Here is a 22,110-nt window from a genome sequence, read left to right as displayed (position 1 = left end):
TCATTATTTTGTATTGACCATTATAGAACCAACGACTTAAGCGTCTTGACTGACCTTAAATAACTGACGGCCACGGTAGAAACCATCTTTGGTCATGTGATGACGACGATGTTTTTCACCAGTGGTAGCATCTACGCTTAGCTCAGCCACTTCCATACGATGGTGTGAACGGCGCATGTCACGACGAGAACGGCTTTTACGACTTTTTTGAACAGCCATGATATAGCTCCTATACTTAAAGGGATAAGCTTAAAATTCAGCTTTAGTCGATACTGACAGAGGCTATATAATCACAACAACCTAAGTCTTAAGCATCATTGGTTAAATAGATTGCCACCTACATAAAGTGCTGACTACGTCTAAAATCGATAGAAAATTTGCCCAGTCAGCTTCTATCAGCAAGCAACTTGTTGCTAGAATGCAATAAACCGGACATTATACGCATGTTTGATGGATTAATAAAGCCCTGCCTTTCACTCTTTGATAGAAAGCGGATAAAAGGCATCATAATCTGCCATAGGCTCATTTGCCACCGCGGTTATAGTTTGCCTTTGAGCGATGCCAATGCTGCAAAAGGATTTTCGTTTTCTTCTTCCTCTGGAATCTCACCAAACTGCTCAACACTCATTTCACAATCATCGTGCTTAGGGGCCATGGGTGTTTTGAGCAATATCTCATCTTCTACCAGCTTTTTTAATGGCAGCAAGTTTTCTGGTGATTGCTCAGGAATGATTTCATCAAGTAATAAATAATCTTGCTCTTCATCGACCAAGCTTATTTGGCTGTCATCATCCAACAACGCGATGTCATAATCATCAGACAAATCAATGGCAATTGGCTGCAAACAGCGCTGACAGGTGAGCCAGATATCGCCCGCCAAGGTAAAGGTGAGATGCAGCACATTATTATGACGGTATAATTGAGTATTTAGCTGTATTATTTGTTGCTCATGCTCTGTGGTCAATATGGCAGCCAAACGCTCAAAACTGTGTGGTTCCACCTCTCCTGCCCACTCAAACCCACTATCAGCCCATTTATCTAACGAGATATTCTCAGGCATAACGCTTGATATGGACGCATTTTTATGGTCAGTGTTATTTGCTGACGGCTTATTTTCTAAAGTGTTTGACATGCGCGGCCTCATTCATCAAAACGGTGTATAATATTGCCTGCCATACTAACGGAAAGCACCGAGGGGTGCCAGCGCTAGTATGTTACTATTTTTTGATACCGGCTATATTTTACCGCATTGCCGCTTCACACTGCCGCTTGGCCTTTGCTCACAAGGTCTTTTGTCTTTATTCTCTATTTACGCTGTATCCGATCTATGACTTGTTTTACCCATCCAATGGATTTTTCTACCCTCCAGCCCCGTATTCATGCGCCGATATTACGTCAGCGTCTGAGCCGCTTAATAGCCTCTAGCCGCCCAGATAATGCGCTATCATCAATCATGACAAACTCGCACCTATCAATCTGGCAAGAGGGCTGGCAAAAAATATCTACTACAAAGGTAGACGGTGGCCAGCAGCCTTCAGTAGCAGATAGTGAACAAGCGGCGACTGATTGGCTGATTGACTTGTTTAATACAGTGTTTGCGCATCAAAAGGTTGTATTGGTTCGTGGTCAGGGTGAGCCAGAATACCTCCCTGCAACAGACACTCTACCAGCGAGAATTGAGTTCGCGCATGGGTTCTTTGCCAGCGCCCTGCACGAAATCAGCCATTGGTGCATCGCTGGTAAGGCACGGCGGCAGTTGGCAGACTTTGGCTACTGGTATGCCCCAGATGGCCGTAGTGAAGCGCAGCAGCAAGCGTTTGAGCGCGTAGAGATCAAACCGCAAGCCCTAGAATGTTTATTCACCTTAGCATGCAGGCGTGTGTTTCGAGTGTCACAAGACAACTTGTTTGCGGACTTCGATACCAGCAGTAGCACCTTTGCACTCGACGTATATCAGCAAGCTGAGGACTATATCGCCCGCCCTCATACCCTGCCCCGCGATGCTAAAACCTTATTGCATACTTTTTTGTGCGTGTGCAATTAATTTATAATTCATCTTAAATAAAACGGACATATAGTATATGTGCTCTGTGCTGCTGGTATTTATCTCACGCAGCATCGTCTATAAAGTCACCATAAGCGCGGCTAAAATAAAGCAGGCGCTTTTGATATCATCATAAACCGTTAACGATTTTCTACGCATCGTAACGCCCTACTACTAAACTTATATTTACCTTGCGTTATACTAAACCAGTAAAGTGCCTTACTTGTCTTTGTCACTCTATATCATACCCCCGTGTCAGCAGTCATTGACCCGGAGTATGACTCACAATAAGGCGACGTAGTATAGTAGGTTCAATTTAAAAATGTTATAGCGCTACTGGTATAAGTTTTCCTTGCGTGCTGTATACACAGAGGCTGCGCAGCCTACGTTTAAAAACAGCATTCCAGTAGCGCTTTGGAACTTATGACAGTTTTGTTTTCAACTTACTATACCGATCATCGATACTGTTATAATTATAAAATAAGGAAAGATTATGCAAGTTTTTTATATTCATCCCGACAATCCGCAGCCTCGTCTGATCGCTCAAGCAGCCGAGCTGCTGCGCAAAGATCAACTAATCATTTACCCTACCGATACCAGCTACGCGTTTGGGTGCCGTTTGGGCGCAAAAGAGGCCTTAGACAAACTTAAGCAAATCCGCGCACTGGATGACAAACACCAATTTACTTTACTTTGTCGCGATTTAAGCGAGATTGCCACCTATGCGACCGTAGACAATGCTCAGTATAAACAGCTAAAAGCGCATACCCCAGCCCCAATTACTTTTATCCTAAATGCGACAAAAGATGTCCCTAAAAAGCTGGCGCATCCTAAGAAAAAAACCATTGGTATCCGTGTACCAAGCAACCCTATCGCTCAAGCATTATTAGAAGCCATGGATGAACCAATTTTGACCAGCTCACTGATACTCCCCGAACATGACGACATCCTTGATGATCCTTTTGAAATCGAAGAGTTATTAAGCAATCAAATTGATGGTTTGATCAATGCTGGTATCAAGACCACCAAGCTGACGACCATTGTAGATATGACTGGTGGGGTGCCTGAAATCATCAGACAAGGTGCAGCCGATGTTGATTCATTATTATTGTAATTAGCGACAAACTCGAAACATAAAAAAAGGCTCCAATTGAATTGGAGCCTTTTTTATACATTATATCGTCAATGCAAAATTAGTCGCGATCAACCAATTCTACATAAGCCATTGGCGCGTTGTCACCGTCACGATGACCACATTTTACGATACGTAAATAACCACCTGGACGCGTTTGGTAACGAGGACCTAACGTGCCAAATAGTTTACCGACCATAGCTTTGCTACGCATACGGCTAAATGCCAAACGGCGATTAGCAACGCTGTCTTCTTTAGCCAAAGTGATCAATGGCTCAGCAACGCGGCGCAATTCTTTAGCTTTTGGCAAAGTAGTTTTGATCAGTTCATGCTCAAACAATGAGTTGGTCATGTTCTGAAACATTGCCTTACGATGACTGCCGGTACGACCCAGCTTGACTCCACTCTTACGATGGCGCATAGTCAAAAATCCTTAAAGTTTAACGGCTACGATAAGAAAAGCGATCATCGACACGAAGGTCAGCTGGCGGCCAGTTGTCTAGGCGCATACCGAGCTCTAAATCTTTAGACGCTAGTACGTCTTTGATTTCGGTCAATGATTTCTTACCAAGATTTGGGGTTTTTAGTAGTTCAGTCTCTGAACGCTGTACCAAATCACCGATATAGTAAATGTTTTCAGCTTTCAAGCAGTTGGCTGAGCGAACCGTTAGTTCAAGATCGTCCACAGGGCGTAATAGCACCGGATCGACCTCTTCTTTTTCTTTCACAGGCTCAGGCGCTTCTTCAGCTTCTAGGTCAACAAAGATAGAAATCTGTTGTTGTAAAATAGTGGCTGCTTTACGAATTGCTTCTTCTGGATCTATAGTGCCATTAGTTTCAAGCTCAACGATAAGACGATCAAGATCAGTACGCTGCTCTACGCGAGCGTTCTCAACCTGATAAGCAACACGTAGCACAGGACTAAAGCTTGCATCAAGCTTTAAACGTCCGATTGCTTTAGTGTCACCATCTTCACGGCGCTGGTTTGCTGGCTCATATCCACGACCCATTACTACGCGCAAACGCATCTTAAGATGACCACGGTCACTTAATGTACCCAACACCAAATCTGGATTGATGATATCTACATTATGCGGTAGCGTGATGTCTGCAGCAGTAATAGTGCCTGGACCTTGTTTATCCAAGGTCAAAAATACTTCATTTTGGTCATGAAGGGTAATCGCCAAGCCTTTCAGGTTCAAAAGCAAGTCAAGTACGTCTTCTTGTAGTCCTTCAAGCGTTGAGTACTCATGGTCAACACCATCAATCTCAGCTTCAATGACTGCAGCACCAGGTAATGAAGATAACAAGATGCGACGCAGAGCATTCCCGAGGGTATGCCCAAAGCCGCGTTCTAACGGTTCGAGCGTGACTTTCGCAATCGTTTCATTCACCGTATCCACATTAATGGCGTTCGGCGTTAGAAACTCAGTTGCATTTAGCATCATGATGTCACCTCGATTTATTAAACTGGTTTAATTAACGTTCATTGCTCAACGCCATGATTATGACATTGAGCGGTACGTCATTTACTTAGAGTATAGCTCAACGATCAAGCTTTCGTTGATTTCAGCAGGTAGATCAATACGATCAGGCGCTTGTTTAAACGTGCCTTGTAGTTTGCTGTGATCAACATCTAGCCATTCTGGAATGCCACGCTGAGTCGCTAGTTCGATAGCGTTTTTGATACGTAGCTGTTCGCGAGACTTCTCTTGGATAGCGATGACATCACCATCTTGCAACTGAATTGATGGAATGTTCACACGAACAAACTCATCACGGCCAGCTTTTTTTACCATAACAGCACGATGGCTGACTAGCTGACGTGCTTCGGCGCGAGTTGAGCCAAAGCCCATGCGATATACTACGTTGTCTAAACGGCTCTCAAGCATTGCTAGTAGGTTTTCACCAGTAGCACCACGCTTACGAGCAGCTTCTTTATAGTAGTTCGCAAACTGACGCTCTAGTACACCGTAGATACGCTTAACTTTTTGTTTTTCACGTAACTGCAAAGAGTACTCTGAGCTTTTGTTACGGCTCACACCATGTTGACCAGGTGGACGAGCAGCTTTCTTTGTTTTTACGTCATATGGCTTAACACCAGACTTAAGGCCTAAGTCTGTGCCTTCACGACGTGATAATTTGAGTTTTGGTCCAATATAACGGGCCATTGTTATGTCTCCTATAAGCTCTTATGATAAAAAGCTTCGTCTTTAATATTAGACGCGGCGCTTTTTCGGCGCACGGCAACCATTATGTGGGATTGGGGTTACATCAGAAATGCTGTTTACTTTATAACCCAATGCACCTAGTGCTCTTACCGCAGACTCACGACCCGGTCCTGGTCCTTTGACCAAAACATCGATATTCTTAACACCATACTCTTGAGCGGCTTTACCAGCAACTTCAGCTGCAACCTGGGCTGCAAATGGTGTAGATTTACGTGAACCACGGAAGCCTTGTCCACCTGAAGTGGCCCAAGCCAGTGCATTACCTTGACGATCGGTAATCGTAACAATGGTGTTATTAAAAGACGCATGGATATGGGCAACGCCCTCCGATACTGAACGACGAGTCACTTTTTTGCGACTACGAGTGTCTTTAGCCATCTTTTAGCTTCCTAAGTTAATTATCTTTTGAGAGGGCGTGTCGGACCCTTGCGAGTACGAGCGTTGTTTTTGGTGTTTTGACCACGAACAGGCAGGTTACGGCGATGGCGGATGCCACGGTAACAGCCTAGATCAACCAAACGCTTGATATTCATAGACACTTCACGACGAAGATCACCTTCAGTCATGTATTCTGCAACTTGTGCACGGATAGCATCTAACTGTGTATCATCTAACTGACTGACTTTAGTAGTAGGAGCGATGCCAACTGCGTCTAAAATTTTCTGAGCAGTGGTACGGCCTACACCAAAGATGTAAGTTAGTGAAATAACAGCATGCTTATTATCCGGAATGTTTACGCCGGCAATACGAGCCATTGATTTCTCTCCATTAAAGAAAAATAAGCGTTATTTATCAATAAGGCTGTATTTTTCAGATTTGTTGCTGTCAATACGAAAGCTTTTATAATGACTATCGCTGCTTTGACTCATCAATAAGCCCATTCATCGACAGTATTATAAAAGTTTTGCATAAACTACGGCAAGTGGCGGATGATATCGCATCCGCCGTTATTTTTCAAGTATTAATTGCTATAGTAACAAAACCGAAGGTTTGTTGCTACTAGATATTAACCTTGACGTTGCTTGTGGCGAGGTTCTGCTGTACAAATAACATGTACACGGCCTTTACGGCGCACAACTTTACAGCTACCACAAATCTTTTTAACTGATGCTTGAACTTTCATAGCATGCTCCTTTGAGATATCGTACCGCTCATTTAAGGTTGAGTGGGCGATTGAATTAACGTCTGATCATGATATTGATGGGTCATCAAGTGCGCTTGAATTTGCGAGATGAAGTCCATTACCACAACCACCATAATCAGCAAAGACGTACCACCAAGCTGGAAAGGTACACCAAACGATGACTGGACGACCATTGGCATTAAACAAATAACCGTCATATACATCGCGCCAATAAAGGTCAGTCGGTTTAATACATGATCGAGGTAACGCTGAGTTTGTTGTCCGGGGCGAATACCTGGGATATACGCTCCACTACGTTTAAGGTTTTCTGCTACTTCACGCGGGCTAAAGACCAATGCCGTATAAAAATAACAGAAGAAAATAATCATTGCGCCAAACAGTACTAAATATAGCGGTTGTCCTGGCGACAGTACCAATGCCATATTTTGTAATATTTTTTGTGTAAAAGTAGGATCTGTTGATTGGCCGACCCACTGCCCTAAACTGGCTGGAAACAACAATAAAGAGCTGGCAAAAATGGCGGGAATAACCCCTGCCATGTTTAATTTCAGCGGCAAATGTGACTGCTGCTGAGCATAAATCTTGCGCCCTTGCTGCTGTTTCTGTGCATAATTGACAGGGACACGGCGCTGGGCACGTTCAATATAAACGATACCAGCGGTCACCGCGATGCCTAGTAACACAAAAATAAACAGTACAATCAAATTCATCTGACCTTGATTGACCTGCTCAATAGACTGCGAAATCATACCTGGCGTACCGGCTACAATACTGGCAAAAATCAGCATTGAGATACCGTTACCGACACCGCGCTCTGTAATCTGCTCACCAAGCCACATCAAGAACATAGCACCTGCTACCAGCGAAGTAACCGCTGGAATATAAAAGGTCAGGCCGGTAGATAAAGTAAGATTTTGGCTGATTAAGCCAGCACACATTCCTAATGACTGTACTAGAGCCAAAGCAAGCGTTCCTTGACGGGTATACTTGTTTAGCTTGCGTCGTCCTGCTTCACCTTCTTTTTTGAGGGCTTCAAGCGATGGCAATACCGCAGACATCATCTGTACAATAATCGATGCTGAAATATATGGCATGATGCCAAGTGCCATGATCGACATACGCTCTAGCGCACCACCTGAAAACATATTGAACATGCTCAAAATGGTATTTTCGTTGCGCGAAAACAGATCAGCCAAGTTGACCGGATTGATACCCGGTACTGGAATATGCGACCCTAAACGATAAACAATCAATGCGCCGATTAAGAATAATAAACGCGTCCATAGCTCATCATACTTGCGTATGAAGGTAAATGGATTGAGCGGTATACCACTTGAGGTCATTGATTGTTTTGACACGTTACTACTCCTCGATGCTACCACCAGCAGCTTCGATTGCAAGCTTGGCGCCTTTTGTTACTTTGATACCTTTGAAGGTATAAGCTTTAGTAACTTCGCCTGATAGCATAACGCGAGCACGTTTCATATCGTGACGGATAAGGTTGGCTGCTTTTAGTGTTTCAATGCTAACCACATCGCCTTCAATTTTGTTCAGCTCAGACAGACGAACTTCTGCAGTTGTCATTGCCATTTTACTGGTAAAACCGAATTTTGGTAGACGACGATATAAAGGCATTTGACCACCTTCAAATCCTGAGCGAATGCTAGAACCTGAACGAGACTTTTGGCCTTTTACACCGCGGCCACCAGTCTTACCAAGACCTGAACCGATACCACGACCACGACGTTGGGCAGTTTTCTTTGCGCCAACACCTGGTGATAATTCATTTAATCTAAGACCCATTACGCTTCCTCCACTTTTACCATGTAGTTGACGCGATTAACCATACCACGGGTTGAAGGAGTATCTTCAACGACCACACTATGACCAATACGGCGTAAACCCAATCCTTTCAAGCTCGCTTTGTGGCTCTTTAGGCGATGGGCACCCGATTTAAATTGAGTGACTTTCATTTTTTTCATCGTAACTCACCTAGTCTAAGTTAACCCAAGATTTCGTCTACAGATTTACCACGCTTTGCTGCCATCTTTTCTGGAGTTGACATATCACGTAAACCGTTAAACGTTGCACGAACAACGTTAGCAGTATTGGTAGAACCATAACATTTAGTCAAAACATCTTTGACACCAGCAACTTCTAATACCGCACGCATTGCGCCACCGGCGATTACGCCAGTACCTTCAGATGCAGGCTGCATAAAGACTTTACTAGCACCATGACGTGCTTTGATCGGATGATACAAAGTTGCATCATTTAGCTCAACAGTAATCATGTTGCGCTTAGCAGCTTCTAGTGCTTTTTGGATAGCAGCTGGCACTTCACGTGCTTTACCACGGCCAAAACCAACACGGCCATTACCATCACCCACTACCGTCAAGGCGGTGAATGAGAAAATACGACCACCTTTAACTACTTTTGCAACACGATCAACGGTAACTAAGCGTTCTACTAGACCGTCAGTCTGTTCATTTTTATCATTTTTATCATTTCTAGCCATGATTAAAACTCCAATCCGTTTTCGCGAGCAGCTTCAGCCAAAGCTTTTACTCGACCATGATATTTAAAACCACTACGGTCAAAGGCAACTTTCGTAATGCCAGCTGCTTTTGCGCGTTCTGCGATCATTTGGCCTACAGACGTTGCTGCATCAACATTACCAGTTGAGCCAGAGCGTAAGCTGCTGTCTAAGGTAGATGCCTGAGCAATCACTTCACCACCGTTTGGAGAGATAATCTGGGCATAAATATGTCTTGGTGTACGGTTAACCGTTAAGCGATGAACGCCTAGATGACGGATATGCGCACGGGTTTTCTTTGCTCGACGTAGACGAGCTGCTTTTTTATCAAACATTTCAACTCACCTTATTTTTTCTTAGCTTCTTTGCGAATCACATGCTCGTCACTATAACGAATACCTTTACCTTTATAAGGCTCAGGTGGGCGGAAACCACGGATATTAGCCGCTGCTTGACCAAGCTGCTGCTTATCGTTTGATTTCAAAACGATTTCAGTTTGCGTTGGGGTTTCAGCTGACACACCTTCAGGTAGCGTATACTCTACTGGATGTGAGTAACCAACGTTTAGGGTTACTTTGTTGCCAGTAGCTTGCGCGCGATAACCAACACCAATTAGCTGAAGACGTTTTTCAAAGCCTTCGCTCACGCCTGTTACATAGTTGTTTAACAGTGCGCGCATGGTGCCTGTGTGCATCATAGCTTCTTTTGAATCGACTGCAGGTGAGAAAATGATAGCATCATCTTCCTGTTTCAGCTCGACCAATTCATGCAGGCGTAAAGACATAGTGCCGTTCTTGCCTTTAACTTCGACCTGCCGATCGTTCAAAGTAACGCTTACGCCGTTTGGCAGCGTCACTGGGGCTTTAGCCACACGAGACATAGGAATATTCCTTAAAAAATTAACTTGCTTTTATTAGCGAAAAAACTAACAGGCTAAAAAGCCTGCTAGTTTAGCATAATTGTCCCCGTTAAACACCATACAATTTTATTAAAACCTGATGTTTAGTTTTCTAAGCTTGTCATGTACCACTATAAATTACGACAGGCTTAATGGGTTCAAGTAGACTTTATCGTCTGATTACCTAAGCAACAAATGCTAATTAGGCAACGAATGCGACGATTTCACCACCGATACCAGCAGCGCGTGCAGCACGATCGCTCATGATGCCTTGACTGGTTGATACGATAGCAACACCCATACCTTGCTTAACAGTAGGGATAGCGTCTTTGCCGCGATGCTGGCGTAGGCCAGGACGGCTATAACGTTGGATCGTTTCGATGACAGGGCGGCCTTCGAAATATTTTAACTCGATAGTTAGTGTCGCTTTGTTGTTTTCTTCTTCTGTCACAACTGCGCTCGCCACATAACCTTCAGCAACCAATAAATCAGCGATTGATTTACGTAGTTTAGAGCTCGGCATTGCTACCGATACTTTATTGGCCATTTGTGCGTTACGAATACGGGTTAGCATATCCCCAACGGTATCTTGCATACTCATGTAGTTACTCCTTACCAGCTTGCTTTACGAACACCAGGCACATCGCCTTGCATGACACGCTCACGCAGCATATTGCGTGATAAGCCAAACTTGCGGAAGTAACCGTGAGGACGACCGGTGATAGCACAACGATTGCGTAGACGTACTGGTGAGGCGTTGCGTGGTAGGGCTTGTAGCTCTAACATCGCGTCCATACGCTCTTCGTCTGATGCGTTGATATCACTGATAGTTTGTTTTAGCTTGATACGCTTTTCAGCATACTTAGCAACCATTTTTTCGCGTTTTAATTCGCGGTTAATCATGCTCTTCTTTGCCATAACGTCTTTACCTTATTTAAATGGGAAGCCGAATGCTTTAAGCAACGCACGACCTTCTTCATCAGTACCTGCTGACGTGGTGATGGTCACATCCATACCGCGGATGCGATCGATCTTGTCAAAATCTACTTCTGGGAATACGATTTGTTCTTTGATACCCAATGAGTAGTTGCCACGTCCGTCAAAGGCTTTAGGCGAAAAACCGCGGAAATCACGAATACGAGGAATTGCAATGGCAATGAGACGATCTAAAAATTCGTACATTTGCTCACCGCGTAGCGTTACTTTACAGCCAATTGGCCATTCTTCACGAATCTTAAAACCAGCAACTGATTTGCGCGCTTTGGTGATAACAGGTTTTTGACCAGCAATAGCGGTCATGTCAGACACAGCACCTTCAAGCAATTTCTTGTCTTGAGACGCGCCGCCTACACCCATATTCAGTGTGATCTTGGTGATTTTAGGCACCTGCATCACGTTTGCCAAACCAAGCTCTTCTTTGATTTGCTGTTTTAATTTATCGTTATATAAAGATTTTAATCTTGCCATTACCATTACACCCTTAGTGTCTTACGCAGTCGCCACTACTTCACCGTTTGAACGATAGACGCGTTGTTTGTTGCCGTCTTCGTCAAACTGATAAGTAATACGATCTGCTTTTTGGGTTTGCGCATTTAAGATTGCGACATTTGAAATATGCAAAAAAGCTTCTTGCTTAACGATACCACCTTCAGTACCAGTCGCCTGATTTGGCTTTTGGTGCTTGGTGACGATGTTAATGCCTTCAACTTTAATACGATCATTTTTTACAGCTTGTACAGTACCTTGCTTGCCTTTGTCTTTCCCAGCAATCACGATAACTGTATCGCCTTTACGTAATTTTGACATGGATTACCTCACAATACTTCTGGTGCTAGTGATACAATTTTCATAAACTGATCACCACGTAGTTCACGAGTTACCGGTCCAAAAATACGAGTTGCAATCGGTGCTTTATTTTGGTTCAACAATACCGCAGCATTGTCATCAAAACGCAGGACAGAACCATCAGGACGACGAACGCCTTTTTTGGTACGTACAACTACTGCATTCATCACGTCGCCTTTTTTGACACGACCACGCGGAATGGCTTCTTTAACCGTTACTTTAATAATGTCGCCAACTGATGCATAACGACGATGAGAACCACCCAGTACTTTAATGCACTGAACTCGCCTTGCACCGCTATTGTCTGCAACTTCCAGCATTGACTCAACCTGAATCATAGCGTTACTCCACACGTATGAGCAATAAAAACCAGTTGCTGCCGCTAGCACAGTATGAGTAGACGGCATTTTTTAATAAATAACCGCGACTTACTCTTAATGTGAGTGATATGCGACGGGCGCAATCAGCATCCTTAAAAAGGCGGCTATTTTAACAGCTTCTGGCTTTTAATGCAATTTACTTAGATTTTTTCTACTTTTTCAACCACATCAACTAAAGTCCAAGACTTAGTTTTTGAGATTGGACGCGTTTCTTTGATGCGGACAAGGTCGCCTTGTTGGCAAACGTTATTCTCATCATGGGCTTTGATTTTTGTAGAACGACGAAGCTGTTTGCCATACAAAGGATGACGAACCAGACGCTCAATCAAAACTGTGATGGATTTGTCCATCTTGTCGCTGACAACTCGTCCTGTCAATACGCTAGCATTGGTAGCTGTTTGATTGTTATCGCTCATGAGTCGCCTCGTTGTTTCTCGTTAATCAAAGTCTGAAGCTGAGCAATCGTACGACGATTGGCACGTACTTCATGGGTATTACCCAACTGACCAGTTGCTTTAGCCATACGAATACGGAAAGCATCAAGTTGCTTTTCATCAAGTAACTGGGTCAGTTCTTCTAATGATTTATCACGTAATTCACTGATCTTCATTACATTATCGTCCGCTTAACAATGGTAGTTTTAAAGGGCAGTTTTGCCGCAGCAAGCGTTAAGGCTTCGCGAGCAAGCTCTTCTGAGACCCCTTCGATTTCATATAGCACTTTACCAGGTTTGATTTCGCATACCCAATACTCGACAGGACCTTTACCTTTACCCATACGTACTTCTAGAGGCTTGTTGGTGATTGGTTTGTCTGGGAACACACGAATCCAAATTTTACCGCCACGCTTGATTTTACGAGTGATGGTACGACGTGCTGCTTCAATTTGACGAGCTGTCATACGACCACGCGTCAGTGATTTTAGACCAATTTGTCCGAATGCAACGGTGCTTCCACGATGAGCAAGACCTGTGTTACGACCTTTGTGCATTTTACGAAACTTGGTACGTTTTGGCTGTAACATAGTTTAACCTCTGTCTGAGTTTCGACGGTTTCCACGACCACGGCGTTTTGGCGCACGAGGCTTCTCTTCGTTGACGGGATTGTAAACACTGTTCATACCGTCAAGGATCTCTCCGCGGAAAATCCAAACTTTAACACCGATGGTGCCGTAAGTTGTCTCGGCGCGAATTGACGCATAGTCAATATCAGCACGGAGTGTATGCAATGGCACACGACCTTCACGGTACCATTCAGTACGAGCAATCTCAGCACCGCCAAGACGGCCAGACAGCTCAACTTTAATACCTTTAGCACCAGAGCGCATGCTGTTTTGTACGGCGCGCTTCATAGCACGACGGAACATAACACGGCGCTCAAGCTGGCTACCAATACCGTCTGCTACCAAACGTGCATCTAGATCAGGCGATGTGATTTCTTCAATGTTGACCTGAGCAGGTACGCCCATGATTTTGGTCAATTCTTTTTGAAGTCTTTCGATATCTTCGCCTTTTTTACCGATCACGATACCAGGACGCGCAGTAGCGATGGTGATCTTAGCTGCGCCAGTAGGACGCTCGATCATGATGTTGCTGATCATCGCGTTGTCTAGCTTTTTGCGCAGATACTCACGAACTTGAATATCGTTGATGAGGTATTCTGAGTATTGTTTAGGGTTAGCATACCAGTTTGCGTTATGCTTTTTTACAACACCAAGACGAATTCCGATTGGATGTACTTTTTGACCCATAACTTATTCTCCTACCTTTATAGTGATGTGACAAGTACGCTTACTGATACGATCAGCGCGACCTTTAGCACGTGGTAGGATACGTTTTAGCGTGATGCCTTCATCAACGTAGATGGTTGATACTTTTAAAGTATCGATATCTAAGCCGTTGTTGTGTTCGGCATTGGCGATGGCTGAGTTAAGGCATTTCTTAACAAACACAGCGCCTTTTTTGTTGCTATACGTTAGGATATCCAAAGCACGCTCAATCGATTTGCCACGAACTTCATCAGCAACGAGTCTAACTTTTTGTGCCGATATGGCGGCACCGCGTAATTTTGCAGTTACTTCCATGGTAAGCACCTTATCTCTTAGCTTTTTTGTCAATGCCATGACCACGATATGTACGAGTCGGGGCAAATTCACCTAGTTTATGACCAACCATCTGCTCGCTTACGATAACCGGTACGTGAGTACGGCCGTTGTGAACAGATAAAGTTAGGCCAACCATTTGTGGCAGAATCATCGAGCGGCGCGACCAAGTCTTAATTGGCTTGCGAGAGTTGGTGTCTAATGCATTCTCAACTTTGGCAAACAAATGCGCGTCTATGAATGGACCTTTTTTCAATGAACGAGGCATGAAATTCTTCCTTTATTTCTTCTTGGCGCGACGGCGACGGATGATCATACTGTCAGTACGCTTATTGTGACGCGTTTTAAGTCCTTTAGACTTCTGACCCCAAGGGCTAGTAGGATGGCGACCTTTGTTACGACCTTCACCACCACCATGTGGGTGATCAACCGGGTTCATAGCGACACCACGAACTGAAGGACGAACACCGCGCCAACGTGAAGCACCGGCTTTACCAAGTGATTTCAAGTTATTTTCAGTATTAGATACTTCACCGATAACCGCACGGCAGTTCACGTGTACGCGGCGAGTCTCACCTGAACGTAGACGTAGAATTGCGTAGATACCATCACGGCCTAGTAGCTGAACGCTAGCACCCGCAGAGCGAGCAATCTGTGCGCCTTTACCGATTTTAAGCTCGATATTGTGAATCACAGTACCCAATGGGATGTTTTTTAGCGGTAAGCAGTTACCTGGGCGGATTGGAGAAGTTTCGCCTGACTGTACAGTATCGCCAGCAGCTAGTTTCTTTGGTGCAATAATATAACGACGTTCGCCATCAGCGTACTTAAGTAGTGCAATATGAGCAGTACGGTTAGGATCGTATTCGATACGCTCGACCGTCGCTGGGATATTGTCTTTAGTACGTTTGAAATCGATAACACGATAATGATGTTTATGACCACCACCAACGTGACGAGTGGTTATACGACCGTTATTGTTACGACCACCTGACTTACTTTTTGATTCGACAAGCGCTGCATAAGGACGACCTTTGTAAAGGTGTGGATGCACCACTTTTTCAACAAAACGACGGCCTGGTGATGTTGGCTTTGCTTTTACGATAGGCATGAGTGTAATCCTTATTCGTTGTTCGCTGTTTCACTAGTAGAATCAGTCGCGTTTGCAACTTCTTCACCAGCATCAGCCATTTGTACATCTTGACCAGCTTTTAAGGTAACATAGGCTTTTTTATAGTCGTTACGACGGCCGATACTCTTACCAAAACGCTTTGTCTTACCTTTAACATTCAAAGTGTTCACTTTAGTAACTTCAACACCTTCGAACATCATCTCAACTGCTTTTTTGACTTCTAGCTTAGTAGCGTTAGAGTCAACTTTAAATACCTGCACACCAAGTGAGTCGCCAAGCATTTGAGATTTTTCTGAGAATACAGGCCCTCTTAAGACCTGATAAAGTCTTGCGTTATTCATGCTAGTGCTTCCTCAAATTGTTTCGCAGCTTCAACTGACATGATCACTTTATCAAATGCGATCAAACTCACTGGATCCACTTCGTTTGTACCAAGTACATTGACGTGTGGAATGTTGCGAGCGGCTAAGTATAAATTTTCGTCAACTTCTTTGGTGACGATGAGTGCACGAGGTGCATTAAGCTCATTTAACTTTGCAATCAGCTCTTTGGTCTTTGGCTCAGAAACGCTTAGCTCTTCTACCAAAATCAAACGCTCTTGGCGAATCAATTCGGCTAGGATACACTGCATCGCACCGCGATACATTTTACGGTTTACTTTCTGTGACCAATCTTGTGGTTTTGCAGCAAATGCACGACCACCTGAACGCCAGATTGGGCTACGAATAGAGCCTGCACGAGCGCGACCAGTACCTTTTTGGCGCCATGGCTTGATGCCACCGCCAGAAACTTCGGCACGGGTTTTTTGCGCACGTGTACCTTGACGGCTACCTGCAAGATATGCGGTGACGACCTGATGCACTAATGCTTCGTTGAATTCACGACCAAAAGCCGTATCAGAAAGCTCAACCGCCGCACCTGTAACTGTTTTTAAATCCACGTTAATCCCCTTGCTTAGGCTTTGACTGACGGACGTACGATGACATCGCCACCGGTGGCACCTGGGATAGCACCCTTGATGACAAGTAACCCTTTTTCGGCATCCACTGATATCACTTCTAGGCCCTGAACGGTAACGCGCTTGTTACCCATTTGACCTGGCATCTTTTTGCCTTTGAAGACTTTACCTGGAGACTGGTTCTGACCAGTTGAACCAAGGGCACGGTGAGATACTGAGTTACCGTGAGTCGCATCTTGCATGCTAAAGTTGTGACGCTTTACGCCGCCTTGAAAGCCTTTACCTTTACTTTGTCCTGTGACATCAACCATCTGACCTTGCTCGAACAAGTCAGCTAGGATCTCACCGCCAATCTCACGACCTTCAAGTTCGCTATCATTGACACGAAATTCCCAAACACCACGGCCAGCTTTAACGCCAGCTTTCGCGAAGTGACCTTTTTGTGCGGCCGTTACGCGGCTGTCACGACGGGTACCTGTGGTGATTTGGATGGCTTGATAACCATCTACATCAGTATTTTTTACTTGAGTAATGCGGTTTGCATCGACCTCAACCACTGTGACAGGGATAGATGCGCCTGCTTCAGTGAAGACACGGGTCATGCCGCATTTTTTACCGACTAAACCGATCGCCATTTTAGACCTCTTTATATCTTATATTAATGGGTTGGGTGTGTTTTGCATTAACCCAAAGCAATTTGAACGTCAACACCCGCCGCTAAATCAAGCTTCATTAGCGCATCCACAGTTTTGTCAGTAGGCTGAACAATATCAACCATACGCTTGTGGGTACGAATTTCGTACTGGTCACGTGCGTCTTTGTTGACGTGTGGTGAGGTTAGAACGTTGAAACGCTCAATGCGAGTCGGCAACGGTACAGGACCACAAACTTGCGCACCGGTGCGCTTTGCAGTATCGACAATCTCTTGGGCCGACTGATCAATCAGACGATGATCAAATGACTTGAGACGGATACGGATTCTCTGGTTAGCCATGCCAGCAAGCTCCTAATATGTGCCTTTGTCATTCTTGCGCTGCAAGATTATGATCAAAAGCCGTTTGGTTAAAGATTTACTTCAAGCGGCTTCCCATTCTTTGCAGAATCTGTTCTTCGAGAGAACCAGCAGCGTGCTAAAAGCAAAATAATTTAAAGCCCCGCCAACCCTCCCACTTTTATGGATGTCAGCAAAGGCATAATGAAATAGTGCTAGAAACGATGCTCTAGCTGTCATAGCGCCAGCTGTTTTATTGGCTGCGCATATATAATTCAGTGGTGTGTATTATACATAGAATTTTGGTCATTGCAAGAGTAATATCAATGGGCGCTTGAGATTTTACCCTTTATAAACAAGCGTTTTTATCGATAATATTTTTATTAAAGTCTCTTTTACACCCGGATAAAACATCAATAAAACCTCTCAATAATGGCCGTTATTCTAGGGTGTGTATTCAATTCACTCGCTAGTCTAAAACGATATCATACTGCTCTTGAGTGTAAAGGTTTTCGACATCGAAGGTGATAACCCGGCCTAATAAATACTCCAAATCAGCGACGGTGTCTGATTCTGAGGTGAGCAGTAAATCGATCACAGCGGCATGAGCCACCACGGTAAACTTTTTTGGAGAATTATAAGTGCGAGCGCAGCGCATGATTTCGCGAAAAATCTCAAAGCAGACGGTCTCAGCGGTCTTAACAAAGCCGCGACCTTGGCAGGTAGAACACGGCTCACAGAGCTGCTGCCCCAGCGACTCACGGGTACGTTTGCGCGTCATTTCAACCAAGCCCAGCTCACTGACTTGGGTGATTTTGGTCTTAGCATAATCTTGCGCCAACTGCTCTTGCAGACTGGTCAATACGTCATCTTTGTGCTGCTGCTCGAGCATATCGATAAAGTCGAGGATAATAATACCGCCCAGATTGCGCAGTCGTAGTTGGCGGGCGATGGCATGGGTGGCTTCAAGATTGGTCTTATAAACCGTATCCTCTAATGAGCGACCACCGACAAAAGAGCCGGTATTGACATCAATGGTCGTCATGGCTTCGGTTTGATCGATAATCAAATAGCCGCCAGATTTGAGATCGACACGGCGTTTGAGCGCATCTCGCAGATCATCTTCGACTCGGTGCACATCAAATAGTGATTGTTCTGCCGTGTAGTGAACGATGCGATCATAGATAAAGGGTACAAACTCTTTGGCAAAGTATCTGACTTGCTCATACACCTGCTTATTATCGATGACGACTTTTTCGGTATCACTATGTACCAAATCGCGTATCGAACGTAACGGTAAGGATAATTCTTGATAGATCAGCTCTGAGCTTTGATGATGATTGATCTCTTGACGGCGTGCGCAGATCGTTCGCCATAACTGCAACAGATAGTAGATGTCTTCTTCTAGTTTTGCGACTGGCACACGCTCAGCAGCCGTACGTGCAATCAGGCCGCCCTTGAGATTGACTGTCTGCATCAGATAGGTCAGCTCGGTTTTTAGACGCGTGCGCTCATCAGCGCCATCGATACGCTGTGAGATGCCGATATGGTCGCTCGATGGTAGATAAACCAAATAACGTGAAGGCAGCGAGATATTGGTGGTCAAGCGCGCGCCTTTACTGCCGAGCTGATCTTTGGTCACTTGCACAAGGATACGTTGGCTCTCATGCAAACGGTGCTGAATCAAGGTCTTGGCGGCTGGTACGACTTCTGTACTCTGCACCTCGACCACAGGCGGCGTCACTGCTAGGTCTTCTGTCGCACCAATCACGGTGTCATCGCTAATCGCGTGCTCATTGGCCATACCATCGACAGTAGTACCAGCTTGAGCGTGACTGTCGTTGGCTATTGTGTTTGTCTTATCTACTACCGGACGCGGCTCGCGCTGCATATCGTTGACGTGTAAAAACGCTGTGCGTGATTGACCGATATCAACAAAAGCGGCCTGCATACCTGGCAGGACACGTACCACCGTACCCAAATAAATATTGCCCACCAACCCCAATTTATGATGACGCTCAATATAAATCTCGCCCAAAATGCCGTTGTCTAGCACGGCGACACGCGACTCCATTGGACTAATATTAATCAGCAGCTCTTCGGACATAATATTTTTCTCTTATCTCTCAGCTTTCTTATTCGACGTTCATCGCCTGTTAGGCTTACAGTGTAACAAATGCGCCTTGTGCTTGCCCATTATCCTAGCGTGTCATTATGTGGATAAAAAGTGTGTGCACAAAAACAACTCAGCAGCTGATTATCATGACACACTTGCGCTGCTGTGCTGGCTGACGGTATTGATCAGGGCCAACGTTTGCGCAAGTGGCAAGCCGACGACATTGGTATAGCTACCGTTGATACGGCTCACCCAAGTAGCGCCTAACCCCTGAATGCCATAACCTCCTGCTTTGTCTTGAGGCTCGCCGCTGTCCCAATACTCACGCATCATCTGCGCCGTTAAGGGAATAAAGGTCACCGCCGTGCGCTCCGTGAGCTGCTGCTGAGAAACGACCTGCCATACAGGCTGCTTGAGTGCATGGACGGCTGTTGCATGGACAGCGGCGTTATCGCAGCGCACCAGATGAGCAGAGCGGGCGATAAGGGTCACTTGCACCGCTGTCCATACTTCATGCACCGTATCAGACATCTGCTGCCACATCTCATACGCCTGCTCACGGCTTGTAGGCTTGACCAGCACCGTCTTGCCGTCTGCTAAGACACCGATGGTATCGGCTGTTAACACCAGACGCGACTCAACGTCTTTATCGGCATTCTCTTCCCTGCTGGTAGCATTTAGCTGCTGTACCGCGGCGGCCGCTTTGGTCGCGACCATGCGCTCGATATAGTCTTTGGGGGGTTCATTGGCATGCGGGGTTTCGTCGATATCGACACTCATGACCGTAAAGTCCAGCTGCGCTCTAGACAACAGCTCACGACGACGCGGCGAACCGGACGCTAAAATAATATCCATTATTCATCTCTTATTATATAAATTTGTCTGATTGTATAAACTTGTGGGCTGACAGCGCTTGCAGATAAGGTCATAAATACGGTCATGTTGATTCGTTTTAACATTTCATGAGGGCGTATTTTGCTAGCAGCACGCACAATGAGCGCGCTTGTTTTATAGGATGATCGACTCGCTCATGGATGCGTCAGTATCAACGCGCAAACTTACGTAGCACCAAAAGCACCAAAGGCCAGCTAAGAATACTCATGACTAATGACAAAGCGGACTGAGCGACAAACACATTTTGGATAAACATTTGCAATATCCACAGCGTCAACTGAAAGATTAGCAAACTAAAACTGGCAAGTAGCCACGCGCTCCATGTATTTAATTGTCTGACATAAATACTGGTAACTTTGATAACAAAAGCGACCAGCACAGCAGCAAAGGCTTGCTGACCTAAATGGGTATCCATCAACAAATCGGCAATGATGCCCACCGTAAAGGCGGTAAAGATACCGACATAGCGCGGCTGAAACAACAGCCAAAAAATCAGCACCATAATCATGACCATGGGTCGCAAGGTGGCCATACTGGGGCTTAATGGATAGACATTGAGGGATGAGGCCACGACGATACTGACAATAATGACAGCAATCAGCAGTACTGTTTCATTCTCAGAATCAGGATACGACATGAGCACTTACCTTAATGAGACGTAGCAGCTGCAAACGCCAAACGATGAGACACCTTCTTAGGCTTAGGCGATAGCTAATTGATGACGGTATTGTTTTTATTAATCAGCTTGTCTTGCAATATCAGTACATAGGCATTGTCAATAAAATTGGCAGTGGGTGTGACCTCGATGCTTCTAAAGTTATCCGCCTGCGTGTCCTCGATCTGAGCGATACGGCCAACGCGATACCCTGCTGGGATACGGCCACCCAACCCTGACGACACTAGCTCATCCCCCACCCGCACATCTGAAGTTTTAAACACATAATCCAAACTCAAAGACGTCGGGATGCCTTTGCCTGTCACGATGGCACGCTGACCGGTACGTTTGACCGTCACCGCCACAGACTGCTGCTCATCGGTGATTAGTAGCAATCGGCTGGTGTTGGGATAGACATTGATGATTTGCCCCAAAATACCATCTTCGTCGATGACCGTTTGACCCACCTGTACGCCATCTTGCGCGCCTTTATTGATGACCACAATTTGCCTGAGTAAGTTGGTGTCGGTACCAATCACTTGCGCCAAATTAAGATCAAACTGCTCAGGCTTGGTGGTCGACAAAATGCCTTGCAAGCGAGCGTTTTGTGCCAAGATATAATCTTGCTGCTGCAGCTTGGCCTGCGCGTGGATCAGCTGTGATTTTAGCTGCATGTTTTCGCGGCGCAAGGCTTCTTTGGACTGTAAACGACCACTAGCCCAGTGCTGAGCATAACTCGGCAACAGTGACAGCTGATAGATGGGCTGCATGGCGGCATGGCTGGTATTACGGACAGGGTTAAACCACTCTGCGTTTTTGCTATCAAACCACATCAATATCGAAGCGACTATCAATACAATGGCAGTCTTACGAAGTGATAACGGCTGACGGGCAAAAATACTTGGAATCATAAGAGGTCTAATTAGCAATTTTAAAATAAGCAAGAATATGGTCTTGCTTTTCATGGCTTGAGCGTACTTTGTACTTATTAGGGTCTTTTGAACATGATGGATACTGCCACGCGCTCTACTGCCCTCATCAGCGCACGACTAGT

Annotated in this window: 36 protein-coding genes; 2 read left to right on the top strand and 34 right to left on the bottom strand. The window is 45.1% G+C overall.

Translation table 11 applies throughout. The annotated features are described in order from the left end of the window. Positions 1–36: 36 nt before the first annotated feature. On the bottom strand, positions 37–219 hold the full coding sequence (gene rpmF, locus CAP50_RS03540) for a 50S ribosomal protein L32 (protein WP_010196743.1): 183 nt from the start codon (positions 217–219) through the stop codon (positions 37–39). Between the two features lie 319 nt (positions 220–538). Continuing rightward, entirely contained in the window at positions 539–1,132 is a 594-nt protein-coding gene (locus tag CAP50_RS03535) for a YceD family protein (RefSeq protein ID WP_100749089.1), read from the bottom strand. A 195-nt stretch (positions 1,133–1,327) separates the two neighbouring features. Between CAP50_RS03535 and CAP50_RS03530 the strand changes: the two genes are divergently transcribed. Both CAP50_RS03530 and CAP50_RS03525 read left to right on the top strand, forming a co-directional pair. After that, entirely contained in the window at positions 1,328–2,044 is a 717-nt protein-coding gene (locus tag CAP50_RS03530; protein ID WP_241900634.1) for an elongation factor P hydroxylase, read from the top strand. 493 nt (positions 2,045–2,537) lie between these two features. Next, positions 2,538–3,158 carry an L-threonylcarbamoyladenylate synthase gene (locus CAP50_RS03525; protein WP_100749087.1) on the top strand — a complete coding sequence of 207 codons (621 nt, stop codon included), beginning with the start codon at positions 2,538–2,540 and terminating at the stop codon, positions 3,156–3,158. Positions 3,159–3,237: 79 nt separating this feature from the next. Here CAP50_RS03525 and rplQ read toward each other — a convergent pair whose 3' ends face one another. The 32 genes from rplQ to mreC all read right to left on the bottom strand — a co-directional run bounded on the left by rplQ (position 3,238) and on the right by mreC (position 21,967). Then, positions 3,238–3,597 carry a 50S ribosomal protein L17 gene (gene rplQ / locus CAP50_RS03520; protein ID WP_075102287.1) on the bottom strand — a complete coding sequence of 120 codons (360 nt, stop codon included), beginning with the start codon at positions 3,595–3,597 and terminating at the stop codon, positions 3,238–3,240. 19 nt (positions 3,598–3,616) lie between these two features. Continuing rightward, positions 3,617–4,624 carry a DNA-directed RNA polymerase subunit alpha gene (locus tag CAP50_RS03515; RefSeq protein WP_075102286.1) on the bottom strand — a complete coding sequence of 336 codons (1,008 nt, stop codon included), beginning with the start codon at positions 4,622–4,624 and terminating at the stop codon, positions 3,617–3,619. An 81-nt stretch (positions 4,625–4,705) separates the two neighbouring features. After that, entirely contained in the window at positions 4,706–5,347 is a 642-nt protein-coding gene (gene rpsD, locus CAP50_RS03510; RefSeq protein ID WP_075102285.1) for a 30S ribosomal protein S4, read from the bottom strand. Positions 5,348–5,395: 48 nt separating this feature from the next. Beyond that, on the bottom strand, positions 5,396–5,785 hold the full coding sequence (rpsK, locus tag CAP50_RS03505) for a 30S ribosomal protein S11 (protein WP_058368279.1): 390 nt from the start codon (positions 5,783–5,785) through the stop codon (positions 5,396–5,398). A 20-nt stretch (positions 5,786–5,805) separates the two neighbouring features. Then, on the bottom strand, positions 5,806–6,162 hold the full coding sequence (gene rpsM / locus CAP50_RS03500) for a 30S ribosomal protein S13 (protein WP_075102284.1): 357 nt from the start codon (positions 6,160–6,162) through the stop codon (positions 5,806–5,808). Positions 6,163–6,413: 251 nt separating this feature from the next. Then, the gene (gene rpmJ, locus CAP50_RS03495; RefSeq protein ID WP_011279805.1) at positions 6,414–6,530 is read right to left on the bottom strand and encodes a 50S ribosomal protein L36; all 117 of its coding nucleotides are present in this window, start codon (positions 6,528–6,530) and stop codon (positions 6,414–6,416) included. A gap of 32 nt (positions 6,531–6,562) precedes the next feature. Then, positions 6,563–7,894, bottom strand: coding sequence for a preprotein translocase subunit SecY (gene secY, locus CAP50_RS03490; RefSeq protein WP_172953053.1), 1,332 nt, complete (start codon positions 7,892–7,894; stop codon positions 6,563–6,565). A gap of 19 nt (positions 7,895–7,913) precedes the next feature. After that, positions 7,914–8,354 carry a 50S ribosomal protein L15 gene (rplO, locus tag CAP50_RS03485; protein WP_075102282.1) on the bottom strand — a complete coding sequence of 147 codons (441 nt, stop codon included), beginning with the start codon at positions 8,352–8,354 and terminating at the stop codon, positions 7,914–7,916. Beyond that, positions 8,354–8,533 carry a 50S ribosomal protein L30 gene (gene rpmD, locus CAP50_RS03480; protein WP_071003155.1) on the bottom strand — a complete coding sequence of 60 codons (180 nt, stop codon included), beginning with the start codon at positions 8,531–8,533 and terminating at the stop codon, positions 8,354–8,356. Before rpmD ends, rplO begins: the two co-directional genes overlap by 1 nt. 20 nt (positions 8,534–8,553) lie before the next feature. Next, complete coding sequence (rpsE, locus tag CAP50_RS03475; RefSeq protein WP_075102281.1) at positions 8,554–9,069, bottom strand: 30S ribosomal protein S5; 516 nt, start codon at positions 9,067–9,069, stop codon at positions 8,554–8,556. Between the two features lie 2 nt (positions 9,070–9,071). Next, a complete protein-coding gene (gene rplR / locus CAP50_RS03470) occupies positions 9,072–9,422 on the bottom strand; it encodes a 50S ribosomal protein L18 (protein ID WP_075102280.1) in 351 nt (116 codons plus the stop codon). A gap of 11 nt (positions 9,423–9,433) precedes the next feature. Beyond that, positions 9,434–9,967 carry a 50S ribosomal protein L6 gene (gene rplF, locus CAP50_RS03465; protein WP_075102279.1) on the bottom strand — a complete coding sequence of 178 codons (534 nt, stop codon included), beginning with the start codon at positions 9,965–9,967 and terminating at the stop codon, positions 9,434–9,436. A 220-nt stretch (positions 9,968–10,187) separates the two neighbouring features. Continuing rightward, positions 10,188–10,586 (bottom strand): 30S ribosomal protein S8, encoded by a 399-nt coding sequence (rpsH, locus tag CAP50_RS03460; protein WP_100749085.1) that lies wholly within the window; start codon positions 10,584–10,586, stop codon positions 10,188–10,190. 11 nt (positions 10,587–10,597) lie between these two features. Next, the gene (gene rpsN, locus CAP50_RS03455) at positions 10,598–10,903 is read right to left on the bottom strand and encodes a 30S ribosomal protein S14 (RefSeq protein WP_075102277.1); all 306 of its coding nucleotides are present in this window, start codon (positions 10,901–10,903) and stop codon (positions 10,598–10,600) included. Between the two features lie 12 nt (positions 10,904–10,915). Next, positions 10,916–11,452: a 50S ribosomal protein L5 gene (gene rplE, locus CAP50_RS03450; protein WP_075102276.1), complete on the bottom strand. Its 537-nt coding sequence runs from the start codon at positions 11,450–11,452 to the stop codon at positions 10,916–10,918. A 21-nt stretch (positions 11,453–11,473) separates the two neighbouring features. Then, on the bottom strand, positions 11,474–11,791 hold the full coding sequence (rplX, locus tag CAP50_RS03445) for a 50S ribosomal protein L24 (protein WP_075102275.1): 318 nt from the start codon (positions 11,789–11,791) through the stop codon (positions 11,474–11,476). A gap of 8 nt (positions 11,792–11,799) precedes the next feature. After that, complete coding sequence (gene rplN, locus CAP50_RS03440; RefSeq protein ID WP_010196702.1) at positions 11,800–12,168, bottom strand: 50S ribosomal protein L14; 369 nt, start codon at positions 12,166–12,168, stop codon at positions 11,800–11,802. A 182-nt stretch (positions 12,169–12,350) separates the two neighbouring features. Next, a complete protein-coding gene (rpsQ, locus tag CAP50_RS03435; protein ID WP_021813375.1) occupies positions 12,351–12,626 on the bottom strand; it encodes a 30S ribosomal protein S17 in 276 nt (91 codons plus the stop codon). Then, positions 12,623–12,820 (bottom strand): 50S ribosomal protein L29, encoded by a 198-nt coding sequence (gene rpmC, locus CAP50_RS03430; protein ID WP_025644397.1) that lies wholly within the window; start codon positions 12,818–12,820, stop codon positions 12,623–12,625. The genes rpsQ and rpmC overlap by 4 nt, the downstream gene beginning before the upstream one ends. Beyond that, the gene (gene rplP, locus CAP50_RS03425; RefSeq protein ID WP_075102274.1) at positions 12,820–13,233 is read right to left on the bottom strand and encodes a 50S ribosomal protein L16; all 414 of its coding nucleotides are present in this window, start codon (positions 13,231–13,233) and stop codon (positions 12,820–12,822) included. The genes rpmC and rplP overlap by 1 nt, the downstream gene beginning before the upstream one ends. Positions 13,234–13,236: 3 nt before the next feature. Continuing rightward, entirely contained in the window at positions 13,237–13,959 is a 723-nt protein-coding gene (rpsC, locus tag CAP50_RS03420) for a 30S ribosomal protein S3 (RefSeq protein WP_075102273.1), read from the bottom strand. A 3-nt stretch (positions 13,960–13,962) separates the two neighbouring features. Next, the gene (rplV, locus tag CAP50_RS03415) at positions 13,963–14,292 is read right to left on the bottom strand and encodes a 50S ribosomal protein L22 (RefSeq protein WP_045446615.1); all 330 of its coding nucleotides are present in this window, start codon (positions 14,290–14,292) and stop codon (positions 13,963–13,965) included. 10 nt (positions 14,293–14,302) lie between these two features. Continuing rightward, complete coding sequence (rpsS, locus tag CAP50_RS03410; RefSeq protein ID WP_010196682.1) at positions 14,303–14,578, bottom strand: 30S ribosomal protein S19; 276 nt, start codon at positions 14,576–14,578, stop codon at positions 14,303–14,305. A 12-nt stretch (positions 14,579–14,590) separates the two neighbouring features. Next, entirely contained in the window at positions 14,591–15,421 is an 831-nt protein-coding gene (gene rplB / locus CAP50_RS03405) for a 50S ribosomal protein L2 (protein WP_100749084.1), read from the bottom strand. An 11-nt stretch (positions 15,422–15,432) separates the two neighbouring features. After that, complete coding sequence (gene rplW / locus CAP50_RS03400) at positions 15,433–15,783, bottom strand: 50S ribosomal protein L23 (protein WP_075102271.1); 351 nt, start codon at positions 15,781–15,783, stop codon at positions 15,433–15,435. Beyond that, positions 15,780–16,382 (bottom strand): 50S ribosomal protein L4, encoded by a 603-nt coding sequence (gene rplD / locus CAP50_RS03395; RefSeq protein ID WP_075102270.1) that lies wholly within the window; start codon positions 16,380–16,382, stop codon positions 15,780–15,782. Before rplD ends, rplW begins: the two co-directional genes overlap by 4 nt. Before the next feature lie 14 nt (positions 16,383–16,396). Continuing rightward, positions 16,397–17,035: a 50S ribosomal protein L3 gene (gene rplC / locus CAP50_RS03390; RefSeq protein ID WP_075102269.1), complete on the bottom strand. Its 639-nt coding sequence runs from the start codon at positions 17,033–17,035 to the stop codon at positions 16,397–16,399. A gap of 47 nt (positions 17,036–17,082) precedes the next feature. Beyond that, complete coding sequence (gene rpsJ / locus CAP50_RS03385) at positions 17,083–17,394, bottom strand: 30S ribosomal protein S10 (RefSeq protein WP_010196670.1); 312 nt, start codon at positions 17,392–17,394, stop codon at positions 17,083–17,085. A 466-nt stretch (positions 17,395–17,860) separates the two neighbouring features. Next, positions 17,861–19,498, bottom strand: a complete 1,638-nt coding sequence (locus tag CAP50_RS03380; protein WP_075102268.1) for an Rne/Rng family ribonuclease — start codon at positions 19,496–19,498, stop codon at positions 17,861–17,863. Between the two features lie 153 nt (positions 19,499–19,651). Beyond that, the gene (locus CAP50_RS03375) at positions 19,652–20,362 is read right to left on the bottom strand and encodes a Maf family protein (RefSeq protein WP_075102267.1); all 711 of its coding nucleotides are present in this window, start codon (positions 20,360–20,362) and stop codon (positions 19,652–19,654) included. 190 nt (positions 20,363–20,552) lie between these two features. Further along, positions 20,553–21,038, bottom strand: a complete 486-nt coding sequence (gene mreD / locus CAP50_RS03370) for a rod shape-determining protein MreD (protein WP_075102266.1) — start codon at positions 21,036–21,038, stop codon at positions 20,553–20,555. A gap of 74 nt (positions 21,039–21,112) precedes the next feature. Continuing rightward, positions 21,113–21,967 carry a rod shape-determining protein MreC gene (mreC, locus tag CAP50_RS03365; RefSeq protein ID WP_075102265.1) on the bottom strand — a complete coding sequence of 285 codons (855 nt, stop codon included), beginning with the start codon at positions 21,965–21,967 and terminating at the stop codon, positions 21,113–21,115. Positions 21,968–22,110: the final 143 nt, after the last annotated feature.

Source organism: Psychrobacter sp. L7 (genome assembly GCF_002810365.1).
Lineage (GTDB): Bacteria > Pseudomonadota > Gammaproteobacteria > Pseudomonadales > Moraxellaceae > Psychrobacter > Psychrobacter celer.
Note: the sequence above shows the minus strand (reverse complement) of the source record. Positions and strands in the feature narration are given on the sequence as shown.

Coding starts and splice junctions, on each gene's coding strand:
- rpsN (WP_075102277.1), bottom strand. CDS start 10,903: ATGGCAAAGAAGAGCATGATTAACCGCGAATTAAAACGCGAAAAAATG.
- CAP50_RS03515 (WP_075102286.1), bottom strand. CDS start 4,624: ATGATGCTAAATGCAACTGAGTTTCTAACGCCGAACGCCATTAATGTG.
- rplE (WP_075102276.1), bottom strand. CDS start 11,452: ATGGCAAGATTAAAATCTTTATATAACGATAAATTAAAACAGCAAATC.
- mreC (WP_075102265.1), bottom strand. CDS start 21,967: ATGATTCCAAGTATTTTTGCCCGTCAGCCGTTATCACTTCGTAAGACT.
- rpsE (WP_075102281.1), bottom strand. CDS start 9,069: ATGGCTAGAAATGATAAAAATGATAAAAATGAACAGACTGACGGTCTA.
- rplR (WP_075102280.1), bottom strand. CDS start 9,422: ATGTTTGATAAAAAAGCAGCTCGTCTACGTCGAGCAAAGAAAACCCGT.
- rpmJ (WP_011279805.1), bottom strand. CDS start 6,530: ATGAAAGTTCAAGCATCAGTTAAAAAGATTTGTGGTAGCTGTAAAGTT.
- rplW (WP_075102271.1), bottom strand. CDS start 15,783: ATGAATAACGCAAGACTTTATCAGGTCTTAAGAGGGCCTGTATTCTCA.
- rplP (WP_075102274.1), bottom strand. CDS start 13,233: ATGTTACAGCCAAAACGTACCAAGTTTCGTAAAATGCACAAAGGTCGT.
- rplB (WP_100749084.1), bottom strand. CDS start 15,421: ATGCCTATCGTAAAAGCAAAGCCAACATCACCAGGCCGTCGTTTTGTT.
- rplO (WP_075102282.1), bottom strand. CDS start 8,354: ATGGGTCTTAGATTAAATGAATTATCACCAGGTGTTGGCGCAAAGAAA.
- mreD (WP_075102266.1), bottom strand. CDS start 21,038: ATGTCGTATCCTGATTCTGAGAATGAAACAGTACTGCTGATTGCTGTC.
- rpsD (WP_075102285.1), bottom strand. CDS start 5,347: ATGGCCCGTTATATTGGACCAAAACTCAAATTATCACGTCGTGAAGGC.
- rpmD (WP_071003155.1), bottom strand. CDS start 8,533: ATGAAAAAAATGAAAGTCACTCAATTTAAATCGGGTGCCCATCGCCTA.
- rplN (WP_010196702.1), bottom strand. CDS start 12,168: ATGATTCAGGTTGAGTCAATGCTGGAAGTTGCAGACAATAGCGGTGCA.
- rpsM (WP_075102284.1), bottom strand. CDS start 6,162: ATGGCTCGTATTGCCGGCGTAAACATTCCGGATAATAAGCATGCTGTT.
- rpsK (WP_058368279.1), bottom strand. CDS start 5,785: ATGGCTAAAGACACTCGTAGTCGCAAAAAAGTGACTCGTCGTTCAGTA.
- CAP50_RS03530 (WP_241900634.1), top strand. CDS start 1,328: ATGACTTGTTTTACCCATCCAATGGATTTTTCTACCCTCCAGCCCCGT.
- rpsC (WP_075102273.1), bottom strand. CDS start 13,959: ATGGGTCAAAAAGTACATCCAATCGGAATTCGTCTTGGTGTTGTAAAA.
- rplQ (WP_075102287.1), bottom strand. CDS start 3,597: ATGCGCCATCGTAAGAGTGGAGTCAAGCTGGGTCGTACCGGCAGTCAT.
- CAP50_RS03535 (WP_100749089.1), bottom strand. CDS start 1,132: ATGTCAAACACTTTAGAAAATAAGCCGTCAGCAAATAACACTGACCAT.
- rpsJ (WP_010196670.1), bottom strand. CDS start 17,394: ATGGCTAACCAGAGAATCCGTATCCGTCTCAAGTCATTTGATCATCGT.
- rpmC (WP_025644397.1), bottom strand. CDS start 12,820: ATGAAGATCAGTGAATTACGTGATAAATCATTAGAAGAACTGACCCAG.
- rplV (WP_045446615.1), bottom strand. CDS start 14,292: ATGGAAGTAACTGCAAAATTACGCGGTGCCGCCATATCGGCACAAAAA.
- CAP50_RS03525 (WP_100749087.1), top strand. CDS start 2,538: ATGCAAGTTTTTTATATTCATCCCGACAATCCGCAGCCTCGTCTGATC.
- rplX (WP_075102275.1), bottom strand. CDS start 11,791: ATGTCAAAATTACGTAAAGGCGATACAGTTATCGTGATTGCTGGGAAA.
- rpsQ (WP_021813375.1), bottom strand. CDS start 12,626: ATGAGCGATAACAATCAAACAGCTACCAATGCTAGCGTATTGACAGGA.
- rpmF (WP_010196743.1), bottom strand. CDS start 219: ATGGCTGTTCAAAAAAGTCGTAAAAGCCGTTCTCGTCGTGACATGCGC.
- rplC (WP_075102269.1), bottom strand. CDS start 17,035: ATGGCGATCGGTTTAGTCGGTAAAAAATGCGGCATGACCCGTGTCTTC.
- secY (WP_172953053.1), bottom strand. CDS start 7,894: ATGACCTCAAGTGGTATACCGCTCAATCCATTTACCTTCATACGCAAG.
- CAP50_RS03375 (WP_075102267.1), bottom strand. CDS start 20,362: ATGGATATTATTTTAGCGTCCGGTTCGCCGCGTCGTCGTGAGCTGTTG.
- rpsS (WP_010196682.1), bottom strand. CDS start 14,578: ATGCCTCGTTCATTGAAAAAAGGTCCATTCATAGACGCGCATTTGTTT.
- rpsH (WP_100749085.1), bottom strand. CDS start 10,586: ATGAGTATGCAAGATACCGTTGGGGATATGCTAACCCGTATTCGTAAC.
- rplF (WP_075102279.1), bottom strand. CDS start 9,967: ATGTCTCGTGTGGCTAAAGCCCCAGTGACGCTGCCAAACGGCGTAAGC.
- CAP50_RS03380 (WP_075102268.1), bottom strand. CDS start 19,498: ATGTCCGAAGAGCTGCTGATTAATATTAGTCCAATGGAGTCGCGTGTC.